Here is a 26,023-nt window from a genome sequence, read left to right on the forward strand (position 1 = left end):
GGTAAGAGGAAATGTTGACATATAGACTGTTTAGGCATTTCACTCTTCTCTACTCGAGCTTTTGTGGTCATTCCGGATAAATAGCTTGATGATATTTATCCACAAATTGGAATCTTGCACAGTTTCCTTTGTTACCTATCCAATTACAACCCCCTCTATAGGGGAGGTAAGTCATTTTCTCCTATTATTTCATTTCATCTCCCTCACTGTCTACATAATCCGGTTCCATCATGAGCGCTCTGGTGACATGAATCAGGATAGATATGCGCCTTCACCCTGCCAGCGCTTAAGCTTCAGCACTTCAGTACCGGCTAGCATCATGATGCCGATACCATGATTATCGTTGAGGACCGTGAGCAGGTCCTCTTTGTAGTATTCGGCGGTGAACGAATAGCGCGAGCCGCTGCATACGCCGTGCACGTTGCCATGACGGTCGATCGCGTTCCGGGTGAGACCCTCCCAAGCCTTCAAAGCGGCATCCGCATAAAGCGATGGTTCGTTTAGCCAGCCGAAGCGGACGCCTCTGGCGAAGGCGAACGCAAACATGGCCGTGCACGAAGCCTCCTGATAAGCATCGGGATCGTTCAGCACTTGGTGCCACAAGCCGTTATCGCCCTGCAGCTTGATATAGCCTTCGCACAATGCATTGAAAAATGCAAGCAGTTCAGGGCGGTCAGGATGCTCCTCAGGGAGTACCTCCAGCACTTCCGATAAGGAAAAAATCGTCCATCCGTTCCCGCGTCCCCAAGGAATTCCCGTCGCTCTCTCATATTTAAAGTCAAAAACATGGGACATGATTTTCTGCTCAGGCATGAACAGGTATTTCTTAAAGAGCAGGAATTGCTTGGCCGCTTCGTCCAGAGCTCTTCTGCTTCCTGTACTATCGGCAAATCTGCGCAGAAACGGCGTACTCATGTAGAGATCATCCGCCCACATCGTATTCTCCGAATAGTCGCCTCGGCATTCTCTGAAGAATACGCCGTCCTTCTTTCTCTCCAGGCGGTTGATGATGAAATCCGCGATCTTACCAGCGATCGCCAGGAAGTTCGGATCCTCGCACTCCGCATAAGCTTCCAGCATGGCTGAGCCGAACGAGCCGCAATTATCCAGCATTTTCATCAGCACCAACTGCTGGTTCACTGCCGGGAACCCGTACTCTTTGCGGTCCCAAAGCGAATATTCATACATATCCGTACAAGCGCGAATATGAGCAATCGCGTACTTGATCAGATCCGGGCGTTCCAGCAATCTGCCGCTTTGCAGAAGTCCGTACATGGTGACGCCTAACGGATAATCCCAGCGGCCGAAATTCGTGACGCCGCTCGTGGTCCATTTGTTGCTGAGCATCGCATTCTCGTAGTACGGACGGACTCGTGCCGCTGGCGCATCGAGCTGCCAGTACACTTTGCCGGACATGCCCGGCCCGCCCATGGCGTCATCAAACAAATGCGACATGGACATGATCGCGGATGGATTCGTTTCATCCTTCGCATCAACGGGTCCGGCATAAAGCCACGGCTCCGCATAACCTTGGATCGGGTAGGGCTGCGCCAACGCGCACGGCACGTCACCTGCTAGGATACCGATCCGGAAGCCCCAGCGGTTTGCGCCGCAAATGCTTTTAACCAAAACATCGTGTTTGCCGGCAGGCAGCTCCACAGTCGTCGCAAATTCCCCGGCTTGCTTGCAATCCACTACCGGCTCGCCTTTGATCCATACGGTCAGCGGTCCTTCCGCACTTCCTTCCAGCTTGCAAACCTGTTTGCGTGTTCCTGATACGATTACCTTGGACCAAGCGTAAGCGGCGAGGCCCGGATGCATGCCGAATATCCGTTCGCACGGCAGCATGCCGCTTTCTTCAGGACTCCATTCTGTTACGGGAAGCCAGCTCAAACCGCTGTCTTTTTCCGATGCCAACAAGTCAGGGAATGCCCCGCCGGCATAGATATCTTCATTTGTTGGTTCTGAGAATACCCAACCGGCTTGGCCTTTGCGCTCCTGGAATGGCGAAAGCACATTCAGGATACGAACCTTAGCCTCTTCCGCACCAAAAAGACAGCCAAATCCTGCCGGCGTTTTGCGCATTTGAATGGCCAAGTAATTCCAGCCTTTACGGAAATCCACATTCAGCTTCACTTTGGCATCCGGCTTGATTTCGTCGATCACATTGGACCGGTAGGCCAATTGTCCGTTGAAATAAAAACGCAGCGGACCGAGGCAGCTGAGGCCGAGCTCCAGATTCCGCTCGCTTTCGCTCCAAACTAATGCGCACGCATACGCATACTGGCCGACCCGCGCGTGAGGAAGCTTTTCGGCTAAATTAATGTTAAACAATCCCTCCGCCGTCTGCATAATACCGGACTTATGAAAAGCCCGATAAGTGAATGGCGCAGCCGGGTTCGCCCCCATGTAACGATCGGCCAGCAGGGTCAGAATGCCATGATCGTCATCTCCGAAACGGTAGTAGGAGCTATCTAATTCTTCAATATACGTCGTCAATTTGAACATCCTCTCCGCTTAAAGCAATCGAATCCTGAAGGTCTGATCGAAAGGCGTCAACAAATTCACATGCACATACTTGCATCCGCCGGGGTGCTGATCTTCTCGGATCATCGGCAGCCGGTGATCATAAGCGCCGCCTTCGATCTGAATGACATCGGTCCCCATTTTATAGGTAAACGATCCGCCTTTATGGAAATAGCGGTCACCTCCCGCCTCAAGCAAGCTGTCTCCCTCAACAGTTCCTTCTTCTCCAAGAACGAAGGTAAGCTGCGCAAACACATCCTCCCGCTCATCCGATTTGACATGGATCATCCACTCGTTTGCATGCTGGGACAGCTCAACTTGAAGTCTATGCTCCTGCACGTGCGTAGCGGGACGGTGCTGATGCGGGAGCAAATACCAAGGACTCACCGATTCACGGGTCAGGCTTCCGGGCAGCAATTGGCGAGGAATAGGTCCGTTATACCCTTTTTCCTGGGTTCTGGCCAGCTTGTACACACCGCCCACCATGTGAAATTCATTGAAATCGACGACGCCCGGTAAAAACGAAGTTGCCAGCTTTACACCCAGCAATCTGGCTTTACCGTGTCTTAGCGAAAAGAAAGAAGGCGTTCTGGTCATCAGCGTCACACTGTCCTCTTTGTCGCGAATACGCACAATCGGACTGCCGAAAGCGAAATGCATGCCGCTGTGCTGAATTTTGGAATGATGGCCTACTGCATGTACCCGATTTAAGTGTTCGGCGATAGGATGCTCGCCATTAATAATTTTGTTGTATTGCTCCGGCAGCGGCGCTCTTTCCAAATCCGTCAGACGGATCTCCGGAAACAGCAGATAGCCTAACATAGCGTTATGATGGACCGTATTTTCGCTAATGCAACCTCCAGCATAGTCGGACATCGCCGCAAATAACGGATCGCCGTCGCGCGCCGCCATCAAGCTGTAGCTGAGAAAGTAGTACGCCATGTCCGATTTTTGTCCGAAATCTTGACGACCGGAATACTCGGTGACGACTTCCCCGGAAGGATGAATCAAATACACCATCATGCGTAAATTTTGCCGAACAAATTCGAAAAGCTCCGGACGGTTCAAAAGCCTTGCCGTATGAATCAGGGCAATATCGCTTACCGCATTATAAATGCCGTTGCTTCGCTCCGTCCATTCGCCGTCCGCCGTCATGTCCATGCCTTCCGAAAGCCATTCGTCAGCTCTGTCTGCAAGCTCGGGCAGCGCAAATATTTCATACAGAAAGGCAAGCGCCGCCGTGATCACCCAACGGTGATTGGGCGTATGACAGCCGCCGGTCAACATCGCCGGAATGGATCTTTCAAGAAACAGCTTCAGCTTCTCGGCGACCGGCTGCGCCGGTTCCCAGTCAGCCTTCTTCAGAAGCTGGTATACCGGAGCCATAATGCCGATAACGAATGCCGTATCCGGCGGCGAATTGTAGTTGGTATAACCGGGGGATATCGTTCCATCCGGGTGCTGGCGGTTCAGCATGAAGGCTGCGACTCGATCCGTTGCCGTGAGTAGCTCGCTGTTCCTGTAATAAGCGGAGTCCGGATTGAGCAGCGCAGGAACCCACTGAGGCAGCACCGCTGCAGAGCATACATGACTTGCCATGGCAACCCCGCTAATCGGATCCGCAATGCCTCCATAAGACCTGCTGTTCGTGTCAGCAACCTGCTGGCGCAGCGTATCTTCCGTCCATTTATCATTGATTTTCACTAATCGCTCGTACATAAACTTTCACCTCTCCACCATCATGTCTGTTGCTCATACCATTTCCTAAGCTCCGCAAGTTTCGCCTGAATCCGCTGGGGAATTTCGTTCAGGAGCTGGGGCCACGGCACGAAATGAGACTCGTCGAAACGGTATTCCTTATAGTCCAAAGCCGGCGTAAACGCACAAGTGCGCAAATAAGCTTCAACCAGCTTATTCGTATCCTCATTCGTCGCAAGTGTTTCCTCCAAAAAATACGGAACCGTTAGACCATCCGCTCCCGCATCTTCCTTCACTGCGGTCCAAAAATGCGGCACCAGCTCCAAAAATTCAGCAACCGGACAAAACGCATGCTTCCCAGGCTGAGAATAGAGCCGTACATGCGTCCCGTCCGCCAAATTGCTGCGGTCTTTGAGCAGTCCCTTCAAATACTTGCCGTGAAAGCTCGCCTCGCAATCGATAACTTCTCCCTCATGTCCGATGTATACCCACACATGCTCCAATTCATATAAATGCTGAATATCATAATCCCAGTAAATCGCATATTCAATAATCTTCTTCAGCCGGGGGTCGCGAAAAGAAAACGATCTTCGAAACGAAGGAGATGCCCCCTCCTGCTCGAAAATCGTTACCCCGACCCGAACCGGGAAGAAGGGTTCATGCTTGTCAAAATATAGATATGGCGCATAAGCCTCAATGAGCTGTCTATCCATGCTTTTTCAGCGAAGCGATTTTGCTTGCGATGAGTCCGTGGCTTTCATGGATTTCTTCCGGCTGGCAAACCGCTTTCAATTCATAAACCTTAAGCGGAGCCCTGTCGATAACTTCCAGGAAATGATCGAAGTATTCTTCCTTGCTATGCACATACGGGCACCAATGATCCGACAGCTCCAGCGTTTCGTGGATATGCACGCCATACACATAGGACTTCACTTGCTGCAATTCTTCGAGATTGTTGTAAAGACCCATGCGGTCCATCATCATGACATGGCCGATATCGTACCATAGATATACCGGGCTGCCCTTCAAATTGTCGCAAATCGTCTTTGCTTCCAAAAGTGAAGGCATTTGATAGCAGCGGGAGCGCGTTTCAATGCCAATCACGACGTTGTAGCCTTTTTTCGCGGAATACTCGCACACTTCCTCAAGGCTGTCTTGAATTCGTTTCGTATAAATTGGACTGCCTTGTTCACGCTTCTGAAGCATTTCCCGCCACAGCTTCTGATAAGCATCGGACTCCCTGCCGTGTTCGCGGTATAACTGTTTCAATTCATGATCGATATTGTAGTCGAAAGGAACCTCGCCCGGATGCACAACCACCGCTTTAGCGCCGTAACGGTCCGCATATTCGATCGACCGGATCAGCAGTTCCACGGAACGTTTCCGTTTGGCTTCATCATCAAAGCCGAGCATCACCGAATCCGTGTCATAGTCTTTATCCGCGATGTATGGGAACACATTATGAACGCTGGAAATCCCAATCTCACCCTTTTCGATCATCGGTTCAATCGTTTCCAGATGCTCTGCCTTTATATTGTAATTCAGTTCCACATAGCGGAAACCGAGTTCTTTGATTTCCTCGATCAGCTCGCGACCGTTTGCCGGATGCTTTTTGATGTTCCAGCAGGTTGAAAATGAATATTCGCCTTTATCCCACATGGAAGCGACCCTAGCCTTTCACCGAACCGAGCATGATGCCCGATACGAAATATTTTTGCAGCCATGGGTAGACGATCAGAATCGGCACGGTTGCAAACATAATGCTAGCCGCTTTAATACTCTCCGGTAACACTTGCACAATTTGCGTGCCTTCGATTTGCAATTGATCGGTAATCTGACTATTTACAATAAGCTGGTACAGTTTGAGCTGCAGTGGATATAACTTAGGATCTGTGATGTAAAATAGTGTATCTATAAAACCGTTCCAACGATTTACCGCATAAAACAGGCTTAACGTTGCGATGATCGGCATCGACAAAGGAAGAATGATCCGGATTAATGTGCCGAAATGGCTGCTGCCGTCAAGCTCTGCGGACTCCTCCAAGCTTTTGGGAATGGAATTGAAAAACGAGATCAAAATAATTAAGTAAAAAGGATTGACCATCAAAGGTAGAATCATCGACCAGGTCGAATTGACCAGATGCAGCTGTTTGACAAGAATATACTCCGGAATGATCCCTCCGCTAAAAAACATCGTAAACACAATCAGGTACATAAAAAACTTTCTGCCTTTAAGTTCCGTTTTCGTAAGCGGATAAGCTGCGGCTATCGTCATTGCCATACAAACGATTGTAAAGATAACTGTCAGATAGACCGTATACACCAACGATTTCAACATCATCGGGTCCATTAGCACGCGGGAATAAGCTTCAAAGTTAAGTTCCATCGGAAAAATCGTAACTTTCCCGGTCATAATCGGCGCATTCGAACTGAGCGAAATTGCAATAATGTGAAAAAAGGGTGCAAGGCTCAGAAATAAAAACAAAATTAGAAAAGCAATGTTAATGGTGTCAAACGTCCGGCTTGCTGCTTTTGCGTTCATGACCCCGCTCCTTTCTGATTAAGGCTTCTAAATGATGCCCTGATCTGTCGTTTTCTTGGAAATGTAATTGGAAGTAAGAATGAAGACGAGTCCTACCACCGCTTGGAAGAAGCCTACCGCTGTTGCTATGGAGTACTGCGCGGACTGCAGACCGATTTTATAAACAAAAGTACTTAACACTTCCGAAAATTCAAGAACCTGTACATTGCCGATCACAAAAGGCCGGTCAAAGCCGATTTGCACCATCTCGCCCAATTTCAGAACCAGCAGAACGATAATCGTGGATTTAATGCCCGGGAGCGTAATATGCCAAATCCGCTTCAAACGCCCTGCCCCGTCAACCTCGGCGGCTTCATACTGTTCTTTACTGATGCCTGTCATCGCCGCCAAATAAATGATCGTGCCCCAACCTGCGCTTTGCCATACGCCTGTTCCTAAATAAGTAAGCAGCCAATAATATTTATCAGATAAAAACGGAATTGGACCGATGCTTAAATAACTCAGCATATGATTGAAAATTCCCGTGTTCGTGCTGAATACTTGTTTGACAATTCCGCCGATAATGATCCAAGATATGAAATGAGGCAAATACAATATCGTTTGAGAAATTTTCTTAAACTTTATAATTCTTAACTCATTGAGCATGATTGCCAGGATAATTGGCGCTGGAAAGGAAACGATCAAATCCAGAAAATTGAGCATAAACGTGTTTCTTAACGCTGCATAAAAATCCTTCATTTTAAATATTTCCCGAAACGAATCCAGTCCGATCCACGGACTTTTTGCAATGCCTTGAAACAGGTTATAATCTTTAAAAGCTATCAACACCCCGTACATCGGGCCGTATTTGAAAATGATGAAATAAACGATAGGAAGCGCAAGCAAGGCATACAGCTGCCAATATCTGATTAAGTAAACATTGAAACGTTTCAACCGATCCACCTTCCTTCACTTTCACGAAAAGTCTTTAATGAAAGATTCATGCATGAAAGCCGGTCTGCCTTCATGCATGAAACCTTGCTGCCGGGGATTATTTCTTCATGCTTTTGTAGGCTTCTGTACGTTCTTTTAGAATTGCATCTCCGCCGTTAGTCATGTAATCTTTCAGCATGTCGTCATACGTTTTGTCAAAATCGGCAGGTTTAGCCAGCATCGATTTTACAATCAGCTGTTCGTATTTATCTTGAAGCGCTTTGCCGTATTTCGCCTCAGCTTCAATCGGACGCTGGAATCTAACTGGAGACAGTCCGTCCTGCAAACCATTTTTCAAAGCTTGCGTCGCTGCGCTGCGGTTAGCTTCAACGTAATCCAGTGATAAAGCTTGGGCGTTTTTGTCCGGGCTGCCAAAATCGGTTCCGTTCGAAACAAGCGCCGTATAGTCGCCATAGTTGTAGAAGTTTTGTTTCGTTTCATCATTATCAAGTCTTACAGGCAAGCCATCTACGGTCGAGTGATTTTTGCCTTCCACACCGTAGGTCATAGCAATAAGCACATCTTTCTGCGCGATCCAATCCAGATACTGAATAGCTTCGGCCGCTACTTTGCTTGTTTTTGGAATAATTACGTTCATTCCAGCCGGTATATATGCAGGTTTCGCGTGCTTACCTTCCTCATTCGTGTATGGATCAATAGGAGTCAGCTTGGCTCCGGATACCGTTTTTTGCAGAACCGTATACGTATCAGGCGGTAGAATTTGGTAAGTCCCGCCCGCATCTTCTGCATACATACCGACTTTACCTGTCGCAATATCCTGGTACAATTTCTTTTTATCTTTGTCCAAAGCAAAGTCAGGGCTGATCATGCCTTCGTTATAAAGCTTGTTCAGGAAGCGGACCCCATCCTTATGTCCATCCTGTAAAAGCATATATTCGCTGGAGCCGAGCTGCTGCGTTTTGGTATAACGGTCTTCGTCGCTCATTTTTTTGATGAAAGACCAAATAATCGGTTCATATGAAGCGTTCACCAGCGAGAAGCCAAGCGGAATCGTTTGGTCGCCGCCAAGTTTCTTTTCCTTAAACGCTTTCAACGTTTGGTAGACCTCATCCGTCGTTTTAGGAGCCGGGAGACCAAGCTTATCTAGCCAATCCTGACGAATTTCGGAAGAATATTTCCCTAAATATACACGCTTTGCTGGGATCGCATATTGTTTGCCGTCATAAGTTCCGAATGCAAGCGTATCTTTGCCAAGATACGATTTCAGGTTGGAACCGTATTGATCCAGCAGCGCCCCAACATCGGTCAATCCGCCCTGCTGCACATATTTGTACACAACATTCGAATCATAAGTGAACACGATATCCGGAGCGTCGCCGCTCGCCATCAATACGTTCAGCTTCTCCACTTCTTGAGCCCTCGGCACCGGGACATATTCGACTTTAATGTTCGTCTTCTTCGTGAAATTATCTTCTACGTACTTCGTGATGTAGTTGTTTGTTACGGACTTTCCTGCCGGAGAGTTGCCGCGGTCGAACACTTCAACTTTGATCGTTACCGGACTTTTCGATGCTGCCGTTGTTGCTTTGGCGCTATCTGTCTCTTTGGCCGTTTGACCCTCTTTGTTGCTTGTACATCCGCTCAGAACGCTAACTACCAGTGTAGCAGCCAAGACTGTAAATACCGTCCCTTTAAAAGCTTTCTTTTGTACCATTGCAACTCCTCCTCATAATAGGGATCTTTGAGCGTAGCTCATATTAAGATCGTGTGCACCCGTGGCACCAGGTTGATGATTGCTTGATACGACCGCCGCGGATGTATCTTAGTTATAAAGGCCGGAGCGTTAAAGGGTCAATCAACATGATTCAGACCTGCTAACAAAATTCAGTATGCTCAGTTTTGCCGGCAATCTACATTTTTCAGTCAATAAACCTTTTCGCTATATTTGCCTCTCAGGCCTTGCTGCTAAAGGCTTTCGACCGCTACATATACTTCCGGTAATCACCGGGCGTTACGCCAACCACCTTCTTAAAAGTTCTTCCGAAAGAAATCGCATGAATATAGCCAACTTTAACTGCAATGTCATTGATGGAATCGTCGGTTTGCAAAAGCAGGGTTTTTGCATGATCCATCCGTAGGTTCACTAAAAAATCGACGAATTTCATGCCGAATTCTTCCTTGAACAGTTGGCTGGCATACTTCCCGTTTACACCGAACATCTCGCTGATATGATTCAAAGACAGGTCCGGGTTGGCATAATTATCTTCAATATATTTGCGGATCTTGCTGATCAAGCTGTGATGCGTATTCGCTTCGCGTATAGCTGCGTAATGTTCATATAATAATTGGAGCAAATAGACCGTTTGCGGGCATATTTGTTCGAGCGTCTCCGATTCCTCAAGCAGTTGCATCAAGGAAGGGTATACCTTGTCGGACCATATCAGCGACGCTTCCATCGGCAAATCTTCCATCTCTTGATTAAATAGGCGAATCAAATAATGAAGGACGTAACGCACCTCGGCATCTCCGAGAATCGCTTCTTCCATTTCATCGAACAACCGCTCAAGCGTTGCTTCCCAAGTTCGATTCATGAGGCGAAAATCAGGAACAATGCCATTGACGATCTGCACATATTTATGCGTATCGTTCGAAGCCGTCTCTTGCAATTCGGAAAAGCTTAACACCCGGTTCAGACCTGCCGACATTTTATATTGCAGCGCTGCGATCGACGATTTAAATATTTGATGAATGTGGCTTACGTCATTCGTGGCTCCGCCGAGACCGACCGTCACCGATTGTTTCAAATTGACCATGATCCACGTCCTAAATTTATCCAGCAGCGTATAGCAGCTCTCCAGATGTGCGTCTGTCCCATTGAATATGAAAAGAACGGCTAATCGCTGCCCCGAAATCCACTCGCACCAAATACCGGCACCTTCCATGGCGGCAAATTCCTGAAGCACATTCGTCATGCCGAATTTTAACAAGTTTTGATCGCTGTGACTGTATTTCTTTTTGAATTCCGAGTATTGATCAATTTCAACAACCGCGAAGGCCAAATGCTGAAACTCATCCGGCAAATTAAGCTGGCTCATATGCGCCTTCCAATCCCTGGAAGAGATTGTTGAGTTCCCTTCGATCAGCTCCAAAAAGAACTGCTTACGCCGTACCAGAAGATCCTCTTGATACTGCTTCTCGTACACCTCGGTTTGATCGATCAGACTGTCGAGCACTTTTCCGATGAAAGCAAACTCGTCGCTCCCGCTTCCTTTGGCATCGCCCCGATTCTGGTAAGCATGAATTTGCTGCATGATCGTTTTAATCGGTTTATAGTTCCGTCGTGTTACGTAAATCATGTACAGCACACTAAGAAGAATCGTCGCAATGCCGATACCCAGCCACATCCGGGAAATAAAGGACACCAAACCGTAGATTTTGCTCACTTTCAAGCCGCTCACGAAATTCCAACCGATATAATCCGAGTAAATTTGCGTCGTTATTTTTCCTTGAGCCTGTAATTGACCGTTCTGGCTCTTCTCTACAGGTGCAATGAAGGGATAGATGTGATCATGCGAACCGCTCCAAATATCCATGAATGTAATTTTGCTGTTTATCATCTGATCCACAATTCTAAGCAGCGCATCAACCCTCACATTCACGACGACAATACCTTGATCTCCGAATGGGAGAAGAGCCCTTTTGCTTAACGTGATGACCTTTTGATTAGGATCTGTTGCCAGCTCCTTGTAATCTCTGACCGAGGACCAATGTAGGGACGTTGGCTCTTTATAAACGCTTTGAACAAACGCTTTATCGCCAAAATTATCCAAACGTTCAATCAAATTTCTGGAGAGAACGGTTTGATCCGCATTTCGATACAAGTAAATGGAATAGATCAAGGAATTATCGCTTACCATTTTGCCCAGCTCACGGGAAACCTCATAATTTTCAAGCCTTTGATCCGTGCTGCCGTTGGATTCAAAAAAATTTTTCAGCTTATCGTTATTGCCAATCTCCTCTAAAACCATCCGCTCAATCCCGCGCAAAGAAGTTTCCATCGAATCCATCACATATTTGGTAAAAATTTGGTTCGCTTTCTCCGTTTCCTGGACAGAAATTTCATTAATCAGCGAAACGGCAATAAACGTAAGAATAGTAATGGTAATGAACAAAATGGGAACATAAGATAGCAACAACCGGTTATACCATGATTTTCTCATAAACATCACACTGTCCTTATTCGAATTTTGCAGCCAGATGTCCACCCACGAAAGTAAGCGCTTAACCTTTAATGAAAAATAAATGGATCCTATCCAGATTGATAAATCCACTATGCAGAAACGTAAAAAAATAGATTAATTTATATTAATTTATCGAGTATACTCCCAACCTTAAACGCTTTCAATAATTTTTTTGCAGTTGGAACTATTTGCCGAACGAAACCCGAAAATGAAAAACACCCTGCACTTCGAAATTTCGAAGTTGCAGGGCATCGAGAAGAATGTCAAATATTTAGCATCAATGGGTCGATTAACCTTCTTTTTGCAGCTGAGGTTTATATTTCAATGAAGGCAGCATGATGAACACGCCAATCACGAACAAGGCAGCTGACGTCAAATAAATCGCTTCAAGCGGGAATGCATCTTTCAGTTTGCCGGCCAAACTCATCGTAATGACCATGGCTCCCATAAATAAAGGGTTCAGAATTCCGTTCACCCTGCCTACGAAGGCTTCTTCGGTATTGCCGAGGATCATGGTATTGATCCCGATTTGAATAGCCGGCATCACGAGACCTGATATGAATTGGGCGACGAGCGCTAACCACAACAGGTGTGTAATACCCATTACGGCAATCGTTACGATGCTGACCGCCATCCCCATCGTGAGCATCGCTTGCGGCGACATTTTTTTGGAGAATCCCATCGCTAAACCGCCGCCAACGATCATTGCAACACCGTTCGCTGCCATAAACCATTGCAGATTTTCCTTCGGCAAGCCTAAGTTTTCCGTTACGATAAAGAGTCCAAGCGGACTAATCAAGCCTAGCGCAAGACCGGCCACTGCAAAACAAGCGCCTAACGTGACCAGCATTTTATTGTTCAGCACGTACCGAAAACCTTGACCCATTTCGGCAAAAATGTGCGTGGTACGTTCTTTCGCTTCTTCTCTTTTATCTCCAGGAAGAAACATTAAGACAACAGCGGATAATAAAAAGCATACACCCATAATAGCAACGGCAACTTTAATCCCATAGTGAAAATAAACAAACGTACCCATGAGCGGGCCGATAATCATAAAGATCGCCATCATGGACTGATACATGGACATGCCTAGCTGCATTTGCGATTCAGGTACGTGAACCTTGAACAGCTTCATCCCGGATGGCTGCGAGAATTGCGAAAGAATAGCCGATACCAAGGTGGCGAAAAAGATCGCTTTCCAGGAACCATAATACAGTGTGAGCATAACCGCAAAGACGGAAACGGCGCTAAGGATATCGCACCATACCATCGTTAGTTTCGGTCTCCAGCGGTCAGCAAACGCTCCGCCTATGAAAGAAAACAAAAAGATCGGGCCAAATTCGGCTACGGAAATTAATGAAACCGAGATCGGATCGTTATTCGTCATATCCGTTACGTAGAGCAGTACCGCGAAGTTACGTATCCAGATTCCGACTTGAAGGAATAAACCGGATAACAGAATGGCTTGCACGAACCGATTCGCAAAAAATGAGCGCATGTTCGGCTTGGCCGTTGTTGCAGATTGTGACATCGTAAGAAACACCCCTTTACATTACATTTCGATCAACAGGCTCAACCTAGTTCCTGACGAATCAAGGACGAAAAAGTTGCAGCCTATTATATAGGGAGCCTTTGAGCGAGCCAAAGTCTCTCCTTTGATACTGTAACGAAAGGGTGCTCTATCGTCTAGTGAAATTGGTCATATGACCGGTCATATGAATTTCAATCACTAGTATTCGTGCCTCCAACCGATCGGATATTGCTCGGACAATGTCACCGGCAAGCGGCCGACCGCTTTCTCTTTTCCCAGAAGCACATGAGCCAGAGAATACATCGCAAGCGGGCGGTTTTCATAGCAAGCATAGTAAGTCTTCACTTCCGGAAACTCCAGTAAGTCGTAAGGATTCCGACCGGCAGCTACAATGAAGTGTAGGTCGGCCTGTCCTGCGAGACGATGAACGAGCTCAGTTTGTCCCTTAGAGAATGTCGCATTGTAAGTGACCATAACGACTTGCTTTTTGCCTTCGCTTTCTTGAAGTACTTTCGCAATATCCGCTTCGGAAGGATACAAGCCGACGTACACTTCATCAACTTCCTTACCTGTGACTTCCTTAAGCACGGAACCCAGCGTTCCTTCCCGTTCCACTACTTCGTCAATCTCCGTGCCCGCTTGCACCTCAGCCCAAATGACAAGAGTCGGCTCGTTTACATCCAGTGCCTTACCCACGTCATCCTTCACTAAGGTAATGCTCTTGCGGCTAAGCTCTTTAGCCAATTGCTGATGTTCCGACGACGAAATCGCCTCGGACGATATCGGAGTCAGCTTTTCAAATTGGATGTCTCTCTTGAATTTATACTTCATAATGTGTATCACCGATTCATCGATTCGCGACTCGGGAAGGCGCCCGCTCTCTACGGCCTCGATAACGGCTTCCAATGCCGTGATTTGCCGCCCCAGCAAATGACTCACCAAAATCAAATCCGAGCCCGCTTCGATCGCTCGAATTGCGCCTTCGGCCACACCGATGCCTTCGGAGATGGCCTTCATTTCCAAACAATCCGTTACAATTAAGCCTTCAAAACCAAGCTTCTGTCGAAGCAGCCCCGTCAAAATCCGATGAGATAACGTCGAAGGAAGACCGTCTTCTGCAAGAGCCGCGAACACAACATGAGCCGTCATAATGGCATCAACTCCGGCCTCGATGGCCTTTACGAAAGGAGCAAGCTCCAGTTCCATCAGGCGTTCCATGCTATGGGGGACAACAGGAAGATCATGATGAGAATCCTCCGACGTATCCCCATGTCCCGGAAAATGCTTGACCGTCGCGATGACGCCCATTTCCTGAAGTCCTTTTACCGCATGCGTCCCCATGTCGCTGACAAGCTCGGCCGTTTCCCCGTAAGAACGAACGCCGATAACCGGATTCAGGCGATTGTTATTAATGTCAAGGCAAGGCGCAAAGTTCATATTGATGCCCATTTGGCGCAGCTCTTTGCCCATCACTTTTGCGCTCGCATATACGCCTGCCGGCGCGAATGTTGCCCCCAAAGCCATATTGCCCGGCAGCAGCGTCGCTCCATTCTCGATACGGGATACCATCCCGCCCTCTTGATCAACCGCGATGAATAGCGGCAAACCATTATTCTGGCGGCTCATTTTTTGCAAATCCGCAGACAACCGTGCCAACTGATTAACATCCTTAACATTTCTGCGGAAGTAAATGACGCCGCCTAATCCATACTCCATAATTAATTTTGTTATTTCCGCATTCGGCTGCAGTGATTCAAAACCGCAAACAAACATCTGTCCGACCTTTTGTCTCAGCGTTAATGGTTGATTGCTCGATAACATGATGGACACGCTCCTCGAAATTGGGTTATCCTTTGACGCTTCCCGTTGTTAATCCTTCTATCATTCGGTTTTGCAAAATCATATAAATCAGCACCACCGGAATCACGCTAAACATAATAGCCGCACACAATGAGCCGTAGTTCATATTGAGCTGATCATAAAAAGCGACCATCGCAACAGGCAGCGTCCGCAGCTTCTCTTTGGCCAAAAACAGATTCGCCATCATATACTCATTCCAATTGCTCAAGAAATTGAGCATAAATACCGTGGCAAGGGTTGGCATCGTGATCGGCACGATGATACGCCCCAAGAGACCGTAGGCGGAAAGCCCGTCCACGATCCCCGCTTCCTCCAGCTCCGTCGGTACGGACTTCAGAAAAGCCGATACGATAAAGACTGTCAGCGGCAATCCAAATGTGACATAGGGCAGCACAAGCGCCCATGGCGTATTGTAAATATATAAATCTCTCAGCAATATGTATAAGGGAACGAGCAGCGATCCTGCAGGAATCAGCAACGCGAGCATTAAACCGCCTGCCACAAGCTTACTGAGCTTTGGGAACTTCATTCGCGTAATCGCGTAAGCCGTTGCCGTACCAAGGAGCAGGGTAGCCACTGCCGAGAACGCTGATATATAGAGAGAGTTCACAAAATAATGACTGACGTTGGCCCCAGTCCATGCATTAAGGTAATTCGCTAACGTTACATTATGAGGAAAAGACCACGGCGATGCAATAATCTCCCGGTTCTGCTTGAACGACGAGTTAAATACCCAAACGAGCGGGTAGAGGATTACGAACAAGTACGTCATGAGCACAATATGCGGGAAGACGTTGAAGTATGGTTTTCCCTTCAATAAAGTCTCTCCTTTTCTCTTGCAAACATGCGAAACATAGAAGTCAGAACGACGGTAAAAGCAAAAATAAGCAGGGCTATCGCATTGGCATACCCGTAGTCGCCCAGGCGGTAAGCTTTTTTGTACATATAAGTAGCCATCACTTCGGTGATGCCGTACGGATTGCCGCCAGTCATGACGAAAACGATATCCAATGCCTTCATCGCACCCGTGATGGAGAGCAGCACGATCAGTATAATAACAGGTCGTAGAAGCGGAATCGTTATTACCCACGCCCGTCGCCAATTGACAGCACCGTCGATCTCTGCCGCCTCCATGATTTCCTTGGGTATAGCATATATGGCCGATAATACGAGTACGACATAGAAGCCTATCCATTGCCATGCATTCGTCACAAGCACGGACAGCATAGCAGTCGATTCATCTGCGAGCCAAACATGTTTCCATCCATTCAGGCCCAGCGCTTGCAGCAGCTGGTTGAGCAGTCCGGCTTGCGGATGATAAACAAATGCCCACAGCACACCGACCACCGAAGTCGATAGAATCGTGGGAAGAAAGATTGTCGTTCTATAAAAAGCGGTCAACCGACTCACGCGGCTTATAAGCAGTGCCAGAACGAGGATCAAAGGGATCTGTAAAAAGACGGAAAAACCAATAAAATACAGGTTATTACGGACTGCAATCCAGAAATATTTATCCTCAAACGCCATTATGAAATTATTCAATCCAATGAATTGGGGAGGAGTGATCCCATTCCAATGGGTGAATCCATACCTTAACGAAGTCAAGAGCGGATACAGAAAAAAAACGATAAAGAGCAGCGAAGTCGGCAGGATAAAAAGCGCGTAGGCGAAAGGATTTCTTAGTGTCTTATTCATCCTTTATTTCGTATGAGCCTCTTCCTTATTCGAAGCATCCTGCTGTTTCTGAATGTCCGCCATAAGCGTTGCCGGATCGGTTCGCCCGCCAATTAGCTCCTGCATGCCGCGCTCCAGCTTCTCTCTGACCTTCGTCTGAATGCGGGAATCGAATGCAGGGAATGTGCCTTTCGCATTGGCAAATACGTTCAAAATTTCAGAAATCAGCGGATTCACATTACTTACATCCTGAAGTTTCATAGCCGGCGGCATCCCTTCTTCCATCAGCTGTCTTTTTTGCATCGGTTCATTGTACATTTGCCGAATGAATTCTTTTATAGCGACGAGCTGAGCGGCGCTCACTTTTTTAGAGAATCCGTAAGCGTTCGACCAGCCGCCATTGATATAACCGTCGCCGGGTCCGCCCATCGACGGAAAATTCATGAATCCGACATCGTTCACGATCGTGGATTTTTCCGGATCGAGCAGCGGCGTATTCGCCCAACTGCCATCAAACATGAAGGCCGCTTCACCGCTGCTAAATTTGTTCTGCTGCTCCGCATAAGCAAGCGCCAAGCTGCCTTCCTGGAAATAGCCCTTTTTCACCAAGATATGATATTTGGAGAAAGCGTCCACGACGTCCGGATCGGTCCAGTGCTTGCTGCCACTCAGGAATCCCTCGATCGAATCGGCACCCGCGGTCCGCACCCACATCGTATTGATCATCATGTTGATCACCCAAGAATCTTTGGCCGCAAGCGCGAAGGGAGTAATATGCTTCGCTTTGAGCGCATCCGCTGCGGCAAGCAGCTCCTCCCATGTTTGTGGAGGCTTCAGCCCATTCGAAGCCAAAATCTTTTTATTGTAATACAAGCCCTCCACATAGCCCGCCATCGGGATTCCATAAATGTTACCGTTCACGGTGAACTCATCGAAGCTATAAAACTTGTCGATCAGCCCGAGCTCCTTCAACACCGGAGTCAAATCGAGCAGACGATCTGCTTTTACGTAGTCTCTGGTGTCCGTTCCTCCGAACAAATCAAAAATTTCCGGCGGGTTGCCCGCAGCCATTTCCGCTCGCAGCTTCTCGAACCGGTTCACTTTGTCTTCTACACCGTCCAAGGTTATTGTTAAGCCAGGTACTTTGTCCTCCGTTGCTTTGACGACATCCTGCAGCATGATCAGACGCTTCTTTTGCGTATCTTTCACTTGCGTATGGCGAATCGTTAACGAGATCGGCTCCGCCTTCGCTCCTGAATTGCCCGCGGCGTTAGGCGGACTCGTGTGATTCCCCTCTCCTGCTGTACCCGAAGGTCCGCAAGCAGATAACAGGAACATGGAGGCAAGCAGGCCTGCCGCGGAAATCAACGCTCTTTTTCCCATAAATGATGAGCTCCTTAGCCGTGCAAAGTAATTATAAAATGGAGGAACTCCCTCCTAAAGGCCTACAAATTCCTAATTTAGGGGGAAATTCCTCTACCTCTACTACCCTTCTCGTCTTTTATCGCGGTATTCCGAAGGAATCTCGCCGGTAAACTTCTGGAAAACTTTTGTAAAATACCGCCGCTCCATGTAGCCAACCGATTTTCCAATATCGGTGATACTTTTATCGCTCAGCAGCAGCATGGATTTGGCCAGTTCCATCCGGTGCTTCGTCACATACTCAACAAATGTTTCTCCGAAGTGCTGCTTAAAGAGCAGGCTGAAATAGGAACTGCTGATACCGAGAGCAGCGGCGATATCTTCGATGCCAAAATCCGTTGAATAATGGGTACGAATGTATTCCTTTGCCGATGCCATGAGGAGTTCGCTGTTTTTCTTCTTATTCGTTCCCTCCAGGCCCAGCTTTGCGAGATGAACCATAATTTGCAGCAGGTGCTGGATAGAATCGCTATTTTCGAGCTTTCGCCATACATCTTCTTCCTCATTTAATTCAATGCTGTTCATTTCACGCAATTCGCGAACCACGTGAAGAATGAGAAAGTGCAGCATTTGGAAAGCCCGGGCAAAAGAATTGTTCGACAATCCTTCCAGAAGCGACTTTAATCGTCCCAGCGCATCCTCCGTTTTGGTGCGGTTGAGCTGCTTCAAACTGGTGACAATCTCTTCCACCAAGTACCACAATGAAATATTCGCGTCCGCCGAATCTTTGGACTCTTTATAAATGATCACGGATTGCTGTTTCTCTAGACTAAGCTGCATCAATCGCTGCAACTTCTTATAAACACCCGATAGTTGACGAATCCCAACCATTTCCGGGTACAAGCCCACACTTAAGCCGAATTTCACTGTTTGCAAAACATCGCGCTGCAATAGCTCGGATATCCGCTGCAAGGAAGTTAGCGTAATTAGTTCACCCGGAGACTCGCACTGGATCAACAGGCACCATTCCCCTTCTCGCATTTGGAGTACGCTGCTTTTCAACTTCTCATTCGCCATTGAATCCTGCAGCACGTTTCTCACAGCGAAATTCCACAGCTTGCGATCGGCTTCCGTCCATTGCAGCGATTTTTGGGAATAATCATCCACGTCGATCAAGGCAACCGCATATGTAAAGCGGTCAAAATCCATATCATCCATAGGCAGCATGATGCTGAGTGTAATTTCCGTACAGTTCATGAGGACGTCGTACAATATTTTTTCATATGCCAGCGTTTTTACTTTGCCCCATTTTTGATCTTCTTCTAGCTTCATCTGCTTCTTGGCTCGAATCTGCTCGGCAAGATTTCGAATCCTGTTTTCTAATTCCTCGTAATTGATAGGCTTCAACATATAGTCACTAACGCCAAATTTCATAAGCGACCGCGCGTATTCAAAGTCCTGATACCCCGTAACCATAAGCACAACACAGCTTTCATTGATTTCACGAAGCTTTTCAACGAACGTGATTCCGTCCATTTGCGGCATGCGAATGTCGCTCATGACGAGATCCGGGGTTTGCTGGCCGGCAAGCCCGAGTGCTTCGATGCCGTTCTTTGCGGTGCCTACAATGTCGATTTGCAGTTCGTCCCAGGGGATGACCAGCTGTAAATTGCGTAAAATATTCGGCTCATCATCCGCCAATATCGCCTTCAACCTCATTGACCTGCCCCCTCGTTTTTGGAATCACGATTTTCATTGTCGTGCCTTGACCTTCCTGGCTGCATATAAACATGCCATATGGAGTCCCGTATTGAATCCGGATGCGATCTGCCACATTACTGACGCCAAGTCCGCGTCGTTCCTCATTTACGTCCATAATTTCATGAATAGACGTTTTCAATTCGGTCTTGTAACGGAATTTGGCCAGCTTCTCCTCACTGATGCCGGTTCCGTTATCGGTCACATAGATGCCGATCCGGTTCTCCTCATCTACAACACGAATCGATATAAACCCCTTATAATCAATCGGCTCAAAACCATGTTGAAGGCTGTTTTCAACTAGGGGCTGAAGCGTCAGCTTGAGGATATGGAAGTCAAGCAGCTCGGACGGCGCCTCTATCTCGTAGTGAAACTGGTCTTCAAATCGAAATTCCTGAATTTCCAAATAGCTTTTCAAATGTTCAAGCTCTTGCTTGAGCGTAATCTCTTCCTTGTTTTCCATGCCGATCCGCAGCAAATTGCCCAGACGGTATACCATTTGGCTCACTTTCCTGCCCTGATTCTGAATCGCGAGCACATTGATCGATTCCAGCGTATTGAATAAAAAATGCGGCTTGATTTGGGCTTGCAGCAGCATGAGCTCGGCCTTATTTTTTCGGTCCTGCTGACGTTTTACCTCTTCCAGCAAATCTTCCACACGTACAACCAGACTGTTGAATCCACGGGCAAGAGCCTGCGTCTCATCTTTGCCGCTGACTTCGATTCTCGTGGATAAATCGCCCCTCTCCACCCTTTTCATCGACGAGACGATACGTAAAATAAATAGAATGATTCTTCGGACGAACACCAAATTATAAACGAGGGCAAAGAACAAACAAATAAACGTGATACCGGCGACCCATTTCATAATCGTCTCAATTTCCCCGGCCACATACATCCACGAGGTGATGGATACGACGCTCCAATCTTGAACGCCCATTTCGTTCAGATCAAGGTGATACAAGGAAACCAGGCTTTTCTCACCTTGAAAAGAGGCTTGAAAGCTCCGATTAGGGTTCGTTAAATCAAGCTTGCCCGGCAATAGCTGGAGAATGTTAGCCCCTTCCAGGTTTTGTTTGTTATCAAAGAAAATAAAACCGCTTTTATTGACGATCAAGTAACGCTTTGAGCTTTCCTCCGTGGTATTGAAGGAGCGAAAAATTTGATCCAGTTCATTAAACCGAAACCGGAGCAGCATATAGCCGCGATTATCCATCGTCCAAAAGTCTTTGACCATACGCGCTTGATAGAACTCCCGGTGTCCCGTAGGAAATTCCTTATATTCCCCCGGCCCGATCCACAATGGGCTTCCGTTTAAGCTCTGGATCTGTTTGAAGGCTGAGCTGTCAAGCAGTGAAGTCCATGGCGTGGAGATACCGCTCGTCCGGCCGGCGCTGAAAGATTTGCCATGATTGTTATAAATGACAACGGATTGAACGGGTGAATACGTGAGAATCGAGCTGCGCAGCAGTGTGTCAAAGGTATTGAGATCATAGGAAGAAAGCGTATCCTCGTTCGGCTTGACCTCATCCATGGACCTATAAATCCCTTGAATCCCTTCCTTGACCATCCAGAAATCAGAGAAATAATTGGCTTCCTTAAACATGTAATAAATATTGCGTGAAATCGCCTGCAGCGTTACCTCTGTCAGATCACCATATTTTTTTTCAATTAATTGTTGTGAGACGGTGTACACTACGGATCCCAGTACGAATAAGGGAATTATGATGAAAGTCAGAAACCCGATATACACTTTCTTGTTTAAATTCATTGACGGTTTCAGGCTCCCTTCTAACAGAACGATCTCGCTTTTCTATTTCTTCTTATTATAATTGACGTTCATTTCAGGCACCTAGGGATACGTTTCTATAGTGAGGGATAATATCCTCTTTATTCTAATTCAATAGACTTGGCAATACCACAGGATGTGGATGAGGCCCGTTTACTCTTCTCCTGTCCCCTTCCGGGCACGGTTTCATGTTATGACTTGAGGCGAGTTTCGTAACAAAGAACATGAGGCGCTAATAGTGTACTAGTTTGACGCAAATTGAATGAAAGATGGTCAAAACCGAGCTCGATAGAACAGAAGTCTATAATTAAAGAACCAAATTCGTTATATATGGAATCTTGTTCTCTATGCTAACTTTGGCGGTAGAATCACAAACATTTAGAGTCACTTGAGTATCTTATTAGAGAACGACGAGTCCTTAAAAGGCGGAGTTAGGGAGCGTGGTAAACAAAAGGCCGCCTTTATCCAATCGGATAAAAACAGCCTTCTTATCATTGATCTCTATGAATTGCGTTTATACTGTGCTGCTATCAAAACAACGAAAGCCCTGCCTCTCTTCCATCCTTGCGGCTCCATGACCGCGCCAGTGAGAATTGCTAAACAAACACTTGCTGCCGAAACACTAAACGCTGCCTCGGGTTTACCATGAATGAGCTTACTGCACATTGGGAAAAACAAACAAGGAAAGGGGGTTACTTTCGTCTCGCTAATCGTTCGTGTGGGGTAAATGAGGTTTGGTTTGAAGTGTTTATATGTTTCATTTCAATCAACTCAACCATCATACAATAAACTTCTCCATTTTGTCAAATAAGCATCTTCCCAACCAGAGATCAATATGATATAATTTCGACCTTTTCATGAATAATGAAAATGAACCAAAGACTCCGCATATCCTCAGATCCTTTGGTTCATAACAATATAGAAGCAGCTTACCTAACTATTTACTTGTTGTTCATTAAGCCTGTAATTTCTTTAATCGCAGCGTCCACATTGCCTTTACCTTGAAGCGGTAACTGCAATTTTTGTGGGATATATTCCCACAACAGCCGGTCCTTGCCTTCATACCAAGGCGCAGGAATCGCTTTGGATTGTGCCTCCAGGAAAATTTTCTTATCGAAGCCTTGATCGAATTTCAAATAAGTGTCTCCAGCTTTCTTATTTGCCGGGATGGCATTGCCCAATTTGGCCATTTCGATCTGCCCTTCAGGACCTGTCAGCCAGCTTAAAAGCGTCCAAGCCGCTTTCTCTTTCTTCGAGTTCGGGCTTAAAGCGTATCCGGCCGGCTGTACGACTGTTTTGACTTCCTTGAACTTCGGCGGCAAGAACGAATCGAATTTGACATTTGCCGCTTTTATATCAACTGCGCTCCAGCTTCCGGCAAAAGCCATTGCAATCTTACCAGTTCCGAAGGCCAGGATCTGATTGCCGCCCATTCCCGCTACGACACTAGCCGGCGGATTCACGTGCTGTTTCGTCGTTAAGTCCTGGAAAAATTGCAGCACTTGCTTCGCTTCAGGCGTTTCCAAAGCCAGCTTGTTGGAATCATCAACCATCCGCGCTCCGTTGGACCAGAGCTGCGGCTCTAACACGGCGTCGGCCATGCCGGCTGGGTCCGCCAAGATCCCCCATTGCTTCACGTGTCCGGAATCAAAGGCAGCGTCGGCTGCCGTATTGCCCTTCTCATCGACCGTTAGCTTTTTAGCCAATTCCACGACTTGATCCCAAGTCATTTCTTTATCCGGATATTTCAGCTTCGCTTTGTCGAAAATGTCTTTGTTATAATACATCACAACGGTGTTCGCATCCCGCGGTAGCGAGACTTGCTTGCCGCCGCTTTTGTGCATATCGAGCAGCGGCTGTTCAAAATCGCCGAGGTTGAAATTCGTAGATTTGATGAGATCATCCAAAGGCTTCATCGCCCCCAGCTTGGCGTACTTATCCACATATGCGAAACTCATTTTGTATACGTCCGGTAAGTCCTTGGAAGCCGCCTGCGTCGTAATCCATGTCCAGTAACTGCCCCAATCTTTGTAAACCAAATTGACCTTGATATTCGGATTTTTTTGCATGAATACATTCAGGATCGTTTGTGTATCTTTGACCTGATCAGCGGTTCCCCACTCAGCCATTGTTAATTCCACTTTTTCTTCTTTAGCTGGCGCAGTCGATGCTGCTGCTGTCGCGCTGGTGCTACTCTCTTTTGGACTTTCGGTTGTCGCTGTCTTAGCCGAACATCCGGCCAGCAGCATGAGGCTCATCGAGGTCAAAGCGATTAGGTTACCTACTTGTTTTCCTTTTTTCATGCGATACCCTCCCATTTTCTTTTCCCCTTAAGTTGCCAAGCTTTCGAACAAAAACGCCTTATGAACTAATTGCGAATTAACCTTTGCCGCCGGTCAGGACCACCCCCTCTTTAAAATACCTTTGGGCGAAGAAATATAAAGCAGCAATCGGCAGTAAGCTGAGAAACGAACCCGCTGCCAAAGCCGGTATATCTTGCGATTGTGTACCGATTAGCAACTGCAAGCCAACGCTGACCGTATATTTTTCGGGCGTCTGCAGAAAAATGAAGGGCGAGAAGAAATCGACCCAAGAAAAGACGAACGAGAATATGGCGCCTGTCATTAATACGGGTACCGATAACGGCATAATGATCCGGGTGTAAACGACCCACGCATTGCCTCCGTCCATATGTGTCGCCTCGTCCAGTTCCCATGGGATCGTGAGAAAAAACTGGCGGAACAAAAAGATAAAGAAAGCGTTTCCCAAAAAAGAAGGGACGATTAATGGCAGCCACGTATCGTACCATCCGATATTTTTATAGATCAAATACAAAGGAAGCAGCGTAATTTGATAAGGAATCATTAGCGTAATCATGACCACGATGAATAAGAAATTTTTAGACCGTGCTCTCGTCCGTACGAATCCAAATGCCACAAGCGAGCTCGACAGTACCGTACCGACAGCCACGCTGATCGAGATAACAAAGGAATTGACGAACCAGTGGGAGATTAGCGGGAGATTCGTAAACAGCCGGGTAAAGGCTTCAAATGTAACCGGACTTGGCACCCATTCTGGCGGATAGGCCATCGATTGCCCCCTAGTCTTCAGCATCGTGGAGACCAGCCACAGGAGAGGCCCGATGAATACGGCCAATCCGATAAGAAGCAGCACGTATTCAATGAATAGCTTGCCATAATTTCGCTTCAACGCTGTGTTCATCTCCGCTCCTCCCCTTCATAGTAGACCCAACGTCTTGAAGTTCCCATAATGACCAGCGTGATGATCAGAATGAACAAGAACAAAATCCAAGATTTTGCCATGGCGAGGCCGAAATGAAAATCCCGAAATGCGGTATTGTACGTATTGAGCATAAAGGTAGTGGAAGCGTAATCCGGTCCTCCCTGATTTAACAAGAAGGCTTCGGTAAACATTTGAAAGCTTGAAATCATCTGCATCACCAGCGAAAAAAGAATAGCGGGCGAAATCATCGGCAGTGTGATCACGAAAAAAGTGCGGATCATCCCGGCTCCGTCGACCTTAATCGCATCGTATAGATGCTGCGGCACGCCTTTGAGAGCGGCCAAGAACACAATAACGCCGCTGCCGGAGGCCCACATGCCCATCGTTACGATCATCGGCTTGATCAGCGACGGCTCTTCCAGCCAAGCGATCTTTTCCACGCCGAACCAACTCAGTACGGCATTGACGATTCCGGTGTCGGTGGCGAAAATTAACCGCCAGATGACGACGGTGGCAATAACGGGAACGAGGTAAGGCAAGTAATAGAACGTGCGGAAAAAGGCGATTCCCTTGACATTTAGATTCAATAGATTTGCGACGGCTATTTGGAAAATCACATTGACCGGAACTCCCACGAATACGAAAAACAAAGTGTTCGTCAAGCTCTTCGTAAAGATAGGATCGTGAAACATCGTATTGAAATTTTGCAAACCAACCCAATTCGGCGCTTGTATAGCGTTATAATCCGTAAAACTATAGATGAGAGCGGCCGTTGCGGGAATGATGAAGAAGGAAAGAAATCCAATGATCCAAGGCAATATGAATAAGTAAAATTTGACTTCCTCTCTAAACCTGGATGAAATCAC

18 protein-coding genes are annotated in these 26,023 nt (G+C 47.1%); all 18 read right to left on the minus strand.

Annotated elements, in window-relative coordinates; translation table 11 throughout:
- Positions 1-252: 252 nt before the first annotated feature.
- A complete protein-coding gene (locus ACFQZT_RS06705; RefSeq protein WP_379297791.1) occupies positions 253-2,499 on the minus strand; it encodes a glycoside hydrolase family 88/105 protein in 2,247 nt (748 codons plus the stop codon).
- Positions 2,500-2,517: 18 nt separating this feature from the next.
- A complete protein-coding gene (locus ACFQZT_RS06710; protein WP_379297793.1) occupies positions 2,518-4,245 on the minus strand; it encodes a hypothetical protein in 1,728 nt (575 codons plus the stop codon).
- A gap of 20 nt (positions 4,246-4,265) precedes the next feature.
- Complete coding sequence (locus tag ACFQZT_RS06715; RefSeq protein ID WP_379297795.1) at positions 4,266-4,937, minus strand: hypothetical protein; 672 nt, start codon at positions 4,935-4,937, stop codon at positions 4,266-4,268.
- Complete coding sequence (locus ACFQZT_RS06720; protein WP_379297797.1) at positions 4,930-5,883, minus strand: sugar phosphate isomerase/epimerase family protein; 954 nt, start codon at positions 5,881-5,883, stop codon at positions 4,930-4,932. Before ACFQZT_RS06720 ends, ACFQZT_RS06715 begins: the two co-directional genes overlap by 8 nt.
- Positions 5,884-5,893: 10 nt before the next feature.
- Positions 5,894-6,766 (minus strand): carbohydrate ABC transporter permease, encoded by an 873-nt coding sequence (locus ACFQZT_RS06725; RefSeq protein ID WP_379297799.1) that lies wholly within the window; start codon positions 6,764-6,766, stop codon positions 5,894-5,896.
- 27 nt (positions 6,767-6,793) lie between these two features.
- A complete protein-coding gene (locus ACFQZT_RS06730; protein WP_379297801.1) occupies positions 6,794-7,699 on the minus strand; it encodes an ABC transporter permease in 906 nt (301 codons plus the stop codon).
- A 97-nt stretch (positions 7,700-7,796) separates the two neighbouring features.
- Positions 7,797-9,413, minus strand: a complete 1,617-nt coding sequence (locus tag ACFQZT_RS06735) for an extracellular solute-binding protein (protein ID WP_379297803.1) — start codon at positions 9,411-9,413, stop codon at positions 7,797-7,799.
- 268 nt (positions 9,414-9,681) lie between these two features.
- Positions 9,682-11,919 (minus strand): AraC family transcriptional regulator, encoded by a 2,238-nt coding sequence (locus ACFQZT_RS06740; RefSeq protein WP_379297806.1) that lies wholly within the window; start codon positions 11,917-11,919, stop codon positions 9,682-9,684.
- A 310-nt stretch (positions 11,920-12,229) separates the two neighbouring features.
- Positions 12,230-13,471 (minus strand): MFS transporter, encoded by a 1,242-nt coding sequence (locus ACFQZT_RS06745; protein WP_379297808.1) that lies wholly within the window; start codon positions 13,469-13,471, stop codon positions 12,230-12,232.
- A gap of 198 nt (positions 13,472-13,669) precedes the next feature.
- The gene (nagZ, locus tag ACFQZT_RS06750) at positions 13,670-15,292 is read right to left on the minus strand and encodes a beta-N-acetylhexosaminidase (RefSeq protein WP_379297810.1); all 1,623 of its coding nucleotides are present in this window, start codon (positions 15,290-15,292) and stop codon (positions 13,670-13,672) included.
- A gap of 25 nt (positions 15,293-15,317) precedes the next feature.
- Positions 15,318-16,148 (minus strand): carbohydrate ABC transporter permease, encoded by an 831-nt coding sequence (locus ACFQZT_RS06755; RefSeq protein WP_379297812.1) that lies wholly within the window; start codon positions 16,146-16,148, stop codon positions 15,318-15,320.
- Entirely contained in the window at positions 16,145-17,026 is an 882-nt protein-coding gene (locus ACFQZT_RS06760; protein WP_379297814.1) for a carbohydrate ABC transporter permease, read from the minus strand. Before ACFQZT_RS06760 ends, ACFQZT_RS06755 begins: the two co-directional genes overlap by 4 nt.
- A gap of 3 nt (positions 17,027-17,029) precedes the next feature.
- Positions 17,030-18,388, minus strand: coding sequence for an extracellular solute-binding protein (locus ACFQZT_RS06765; RefSeq protein WP_379297816.1), 1,359 nt, complete (start codon positions 18,386-18,388; stop codon positions 17,030-17,032).
- Between the two features lie 102 nt (positions 18,389-18,490).
- Complete coding sequence (locus ACFQZT_RS06770) at positions 18,491-20,086, minus strand: response regulator (RefSeq protein ID WP_379297818.1); 1,596 nt, start codon at positions 20,084-20,086, stop codon at positions 18,491-18,493.
- A complete protein-coding gene (locus ACFQZT_RS06775; RefSeq protein WP_379297820.1) occupies positions 20,058-21,896 on the minus strand; it encodes a sensor histidine kinase in 1,839 nt (612 codons plus the stop codon). Before ACFQZT_RS06775 ends, ACFQZT_RS06770 begins: the two co-directional genes overlap by 29 nt.
- A 959-nt stretch (positions 21,897-22,855) precedes the next feature.
- Entirely contained in the window at positions 22,856-24,217 is a 1,362-nt protein-coding gene (locus ACFQZT_RS06780) for an ABC transporter substrate-binding protein (RefSeq protein ID WP_379297822.1), read from the minus strand.
- A gap of 76 nt (positions 24,218-24,293) precedes the next feature.
- Entirely contained in the window at positions 24,294-25,136 is an 843-nt protein-coding gene (locus ACFQZT_RS06785) for a carbohydrate ABC transporter permease (protein ID WP_379297824.1), read from the minus strand.
- On the minus strand, positions 25,133-26,023 hold the full coding sequence (locus tag ACFQZT_RS06790; protein ID WP_379297826.1) for a carbohydrate ABC transporter permease: 891 nt from the start codon (positions 26,021-26,023) through the stop codon (positions 25,133-25,135). Before ACFQZT_RS06790 ends, ACFQZT_RS06785 begins: the two co-directional genes overlap by 4 nt.

Source organism: Paenibacillus sp. GCM10027628, from assembly GCF_042676385.1.
In the GTDB taxonomy this organism is placed as follows: Bacteria; Bacillota; Bacilli; order Paenibacillales; family NBRC-103111; genus Paenibacillus_E.

What these genes read in the sequence shown, in the direction of transcription:
- ACFQZT_RS06725 (WP_379297799.1), bottom strand. Translation starts at nt 6,766, where the DNA reads ATGAACGCAAAAGCAGCAAGCCGGACGTTTGACACCATTAACATTGCT.
- ACFQZT_RS06765 (WP_379297816.1), bottom strand. Translation starts at nt 18,388, where the DNA reads ATGGGAAAAAGAGCGTTGATTTCCGCGGCAGGCCTGCTTGCCTCCATG.
- ACFQZT_RS06740 (WP_379297806.1), bottom strand. Translation starts at nt 11,919, where the DNA reads ATGAGAAAATCATGGTATAACCGGTTGTTGCTATCTTATGTTCCCATT.
- ACFQZT_RS06760 (WP_379297814.1), bottom strand. Translation starts at nt 17,026, where the DNA reads ATGAATAAGACACTAAGAAATCCTTTCGCCTACGCGCTTTTTATCCTG.
- ACFQZT_RS06775 (WP_379297820.1), bottom strand. Translation starts at nt 21,896, where the DNA reads ATGAATTTAAACAAGAAAGTGTATATCGGGTTTCTGACTTTCATCATA.
- nagZ (WP_379297810.1), bottom strand. Translation starts at nt 15,292, where the DNA reads ATGTTATCGAGCAATCAACCATTAACGCTGAGACAAAAGGTCGGACAG.
- ACFQZT_RS06785 (WP_379297824.1), bottom strand. Translation starts at nt 25,136, where the DNA reads ATGAACACAGCGTTGAAGCGAAATTATGGCAAGCTATTCATTGAATAC.
- ACFQZT_RS06720 (WP_379297797.1), bottom strand. Translation starts at nt 5,883, where the DNA reads ATGTGGGATAAAGGCGAATATTCATTTTCAACCTGCTGGAACATCAAA.
- ACFQZT_RS06745 (WP_379297808.1), bottom strand. Translation starts at nt 13,471, where the DNA reads ATGTCACAATCTGCAACAACGGCCAAGCCGAACATGCGCTCATTTTTT.
- ACFQZT_RS06735 (WP_379297803.1), bottom strand. Translation starts at nt 9,413, where the DNA reads ATGGTACAAAAGAAAGCTTTTAAAGGGACGGTATTTACAGTCTTGGCT.
- ACFQZT_RS06710 (WP_379297793.1), bottom strand. Translation starts at nt 4,245, where the DNA reads ATGTACGAGCGATTAGTGAAAATCAATGATAAATGGACGGAAGATACG.
- ACFQZT_RS06780 (WP_379297822.1), bottom strand. Translation starts at nt 24,217, where the DNA reads ATGAAAAAAGGAAAACAAGTAGGTAACCTAATCGCTTTGACCTCGATG.
- ACFQZT_RS06715 (WP_379297795.1), bottom strand. Translation starts at nt 4,937, where the DNA reads ATGGATAGACAGCTCATTGAGGCTTATGCGCCATATCTATATTTTGAC.
- ACFQZT_RS06770 (WP_379297818.1), bottom strand. Translation starts at nt 20,086, where the DNA reads ATGAGGTTGAAGGCGATATTGGCGGATGATGAGCCGAATATTTTACGC.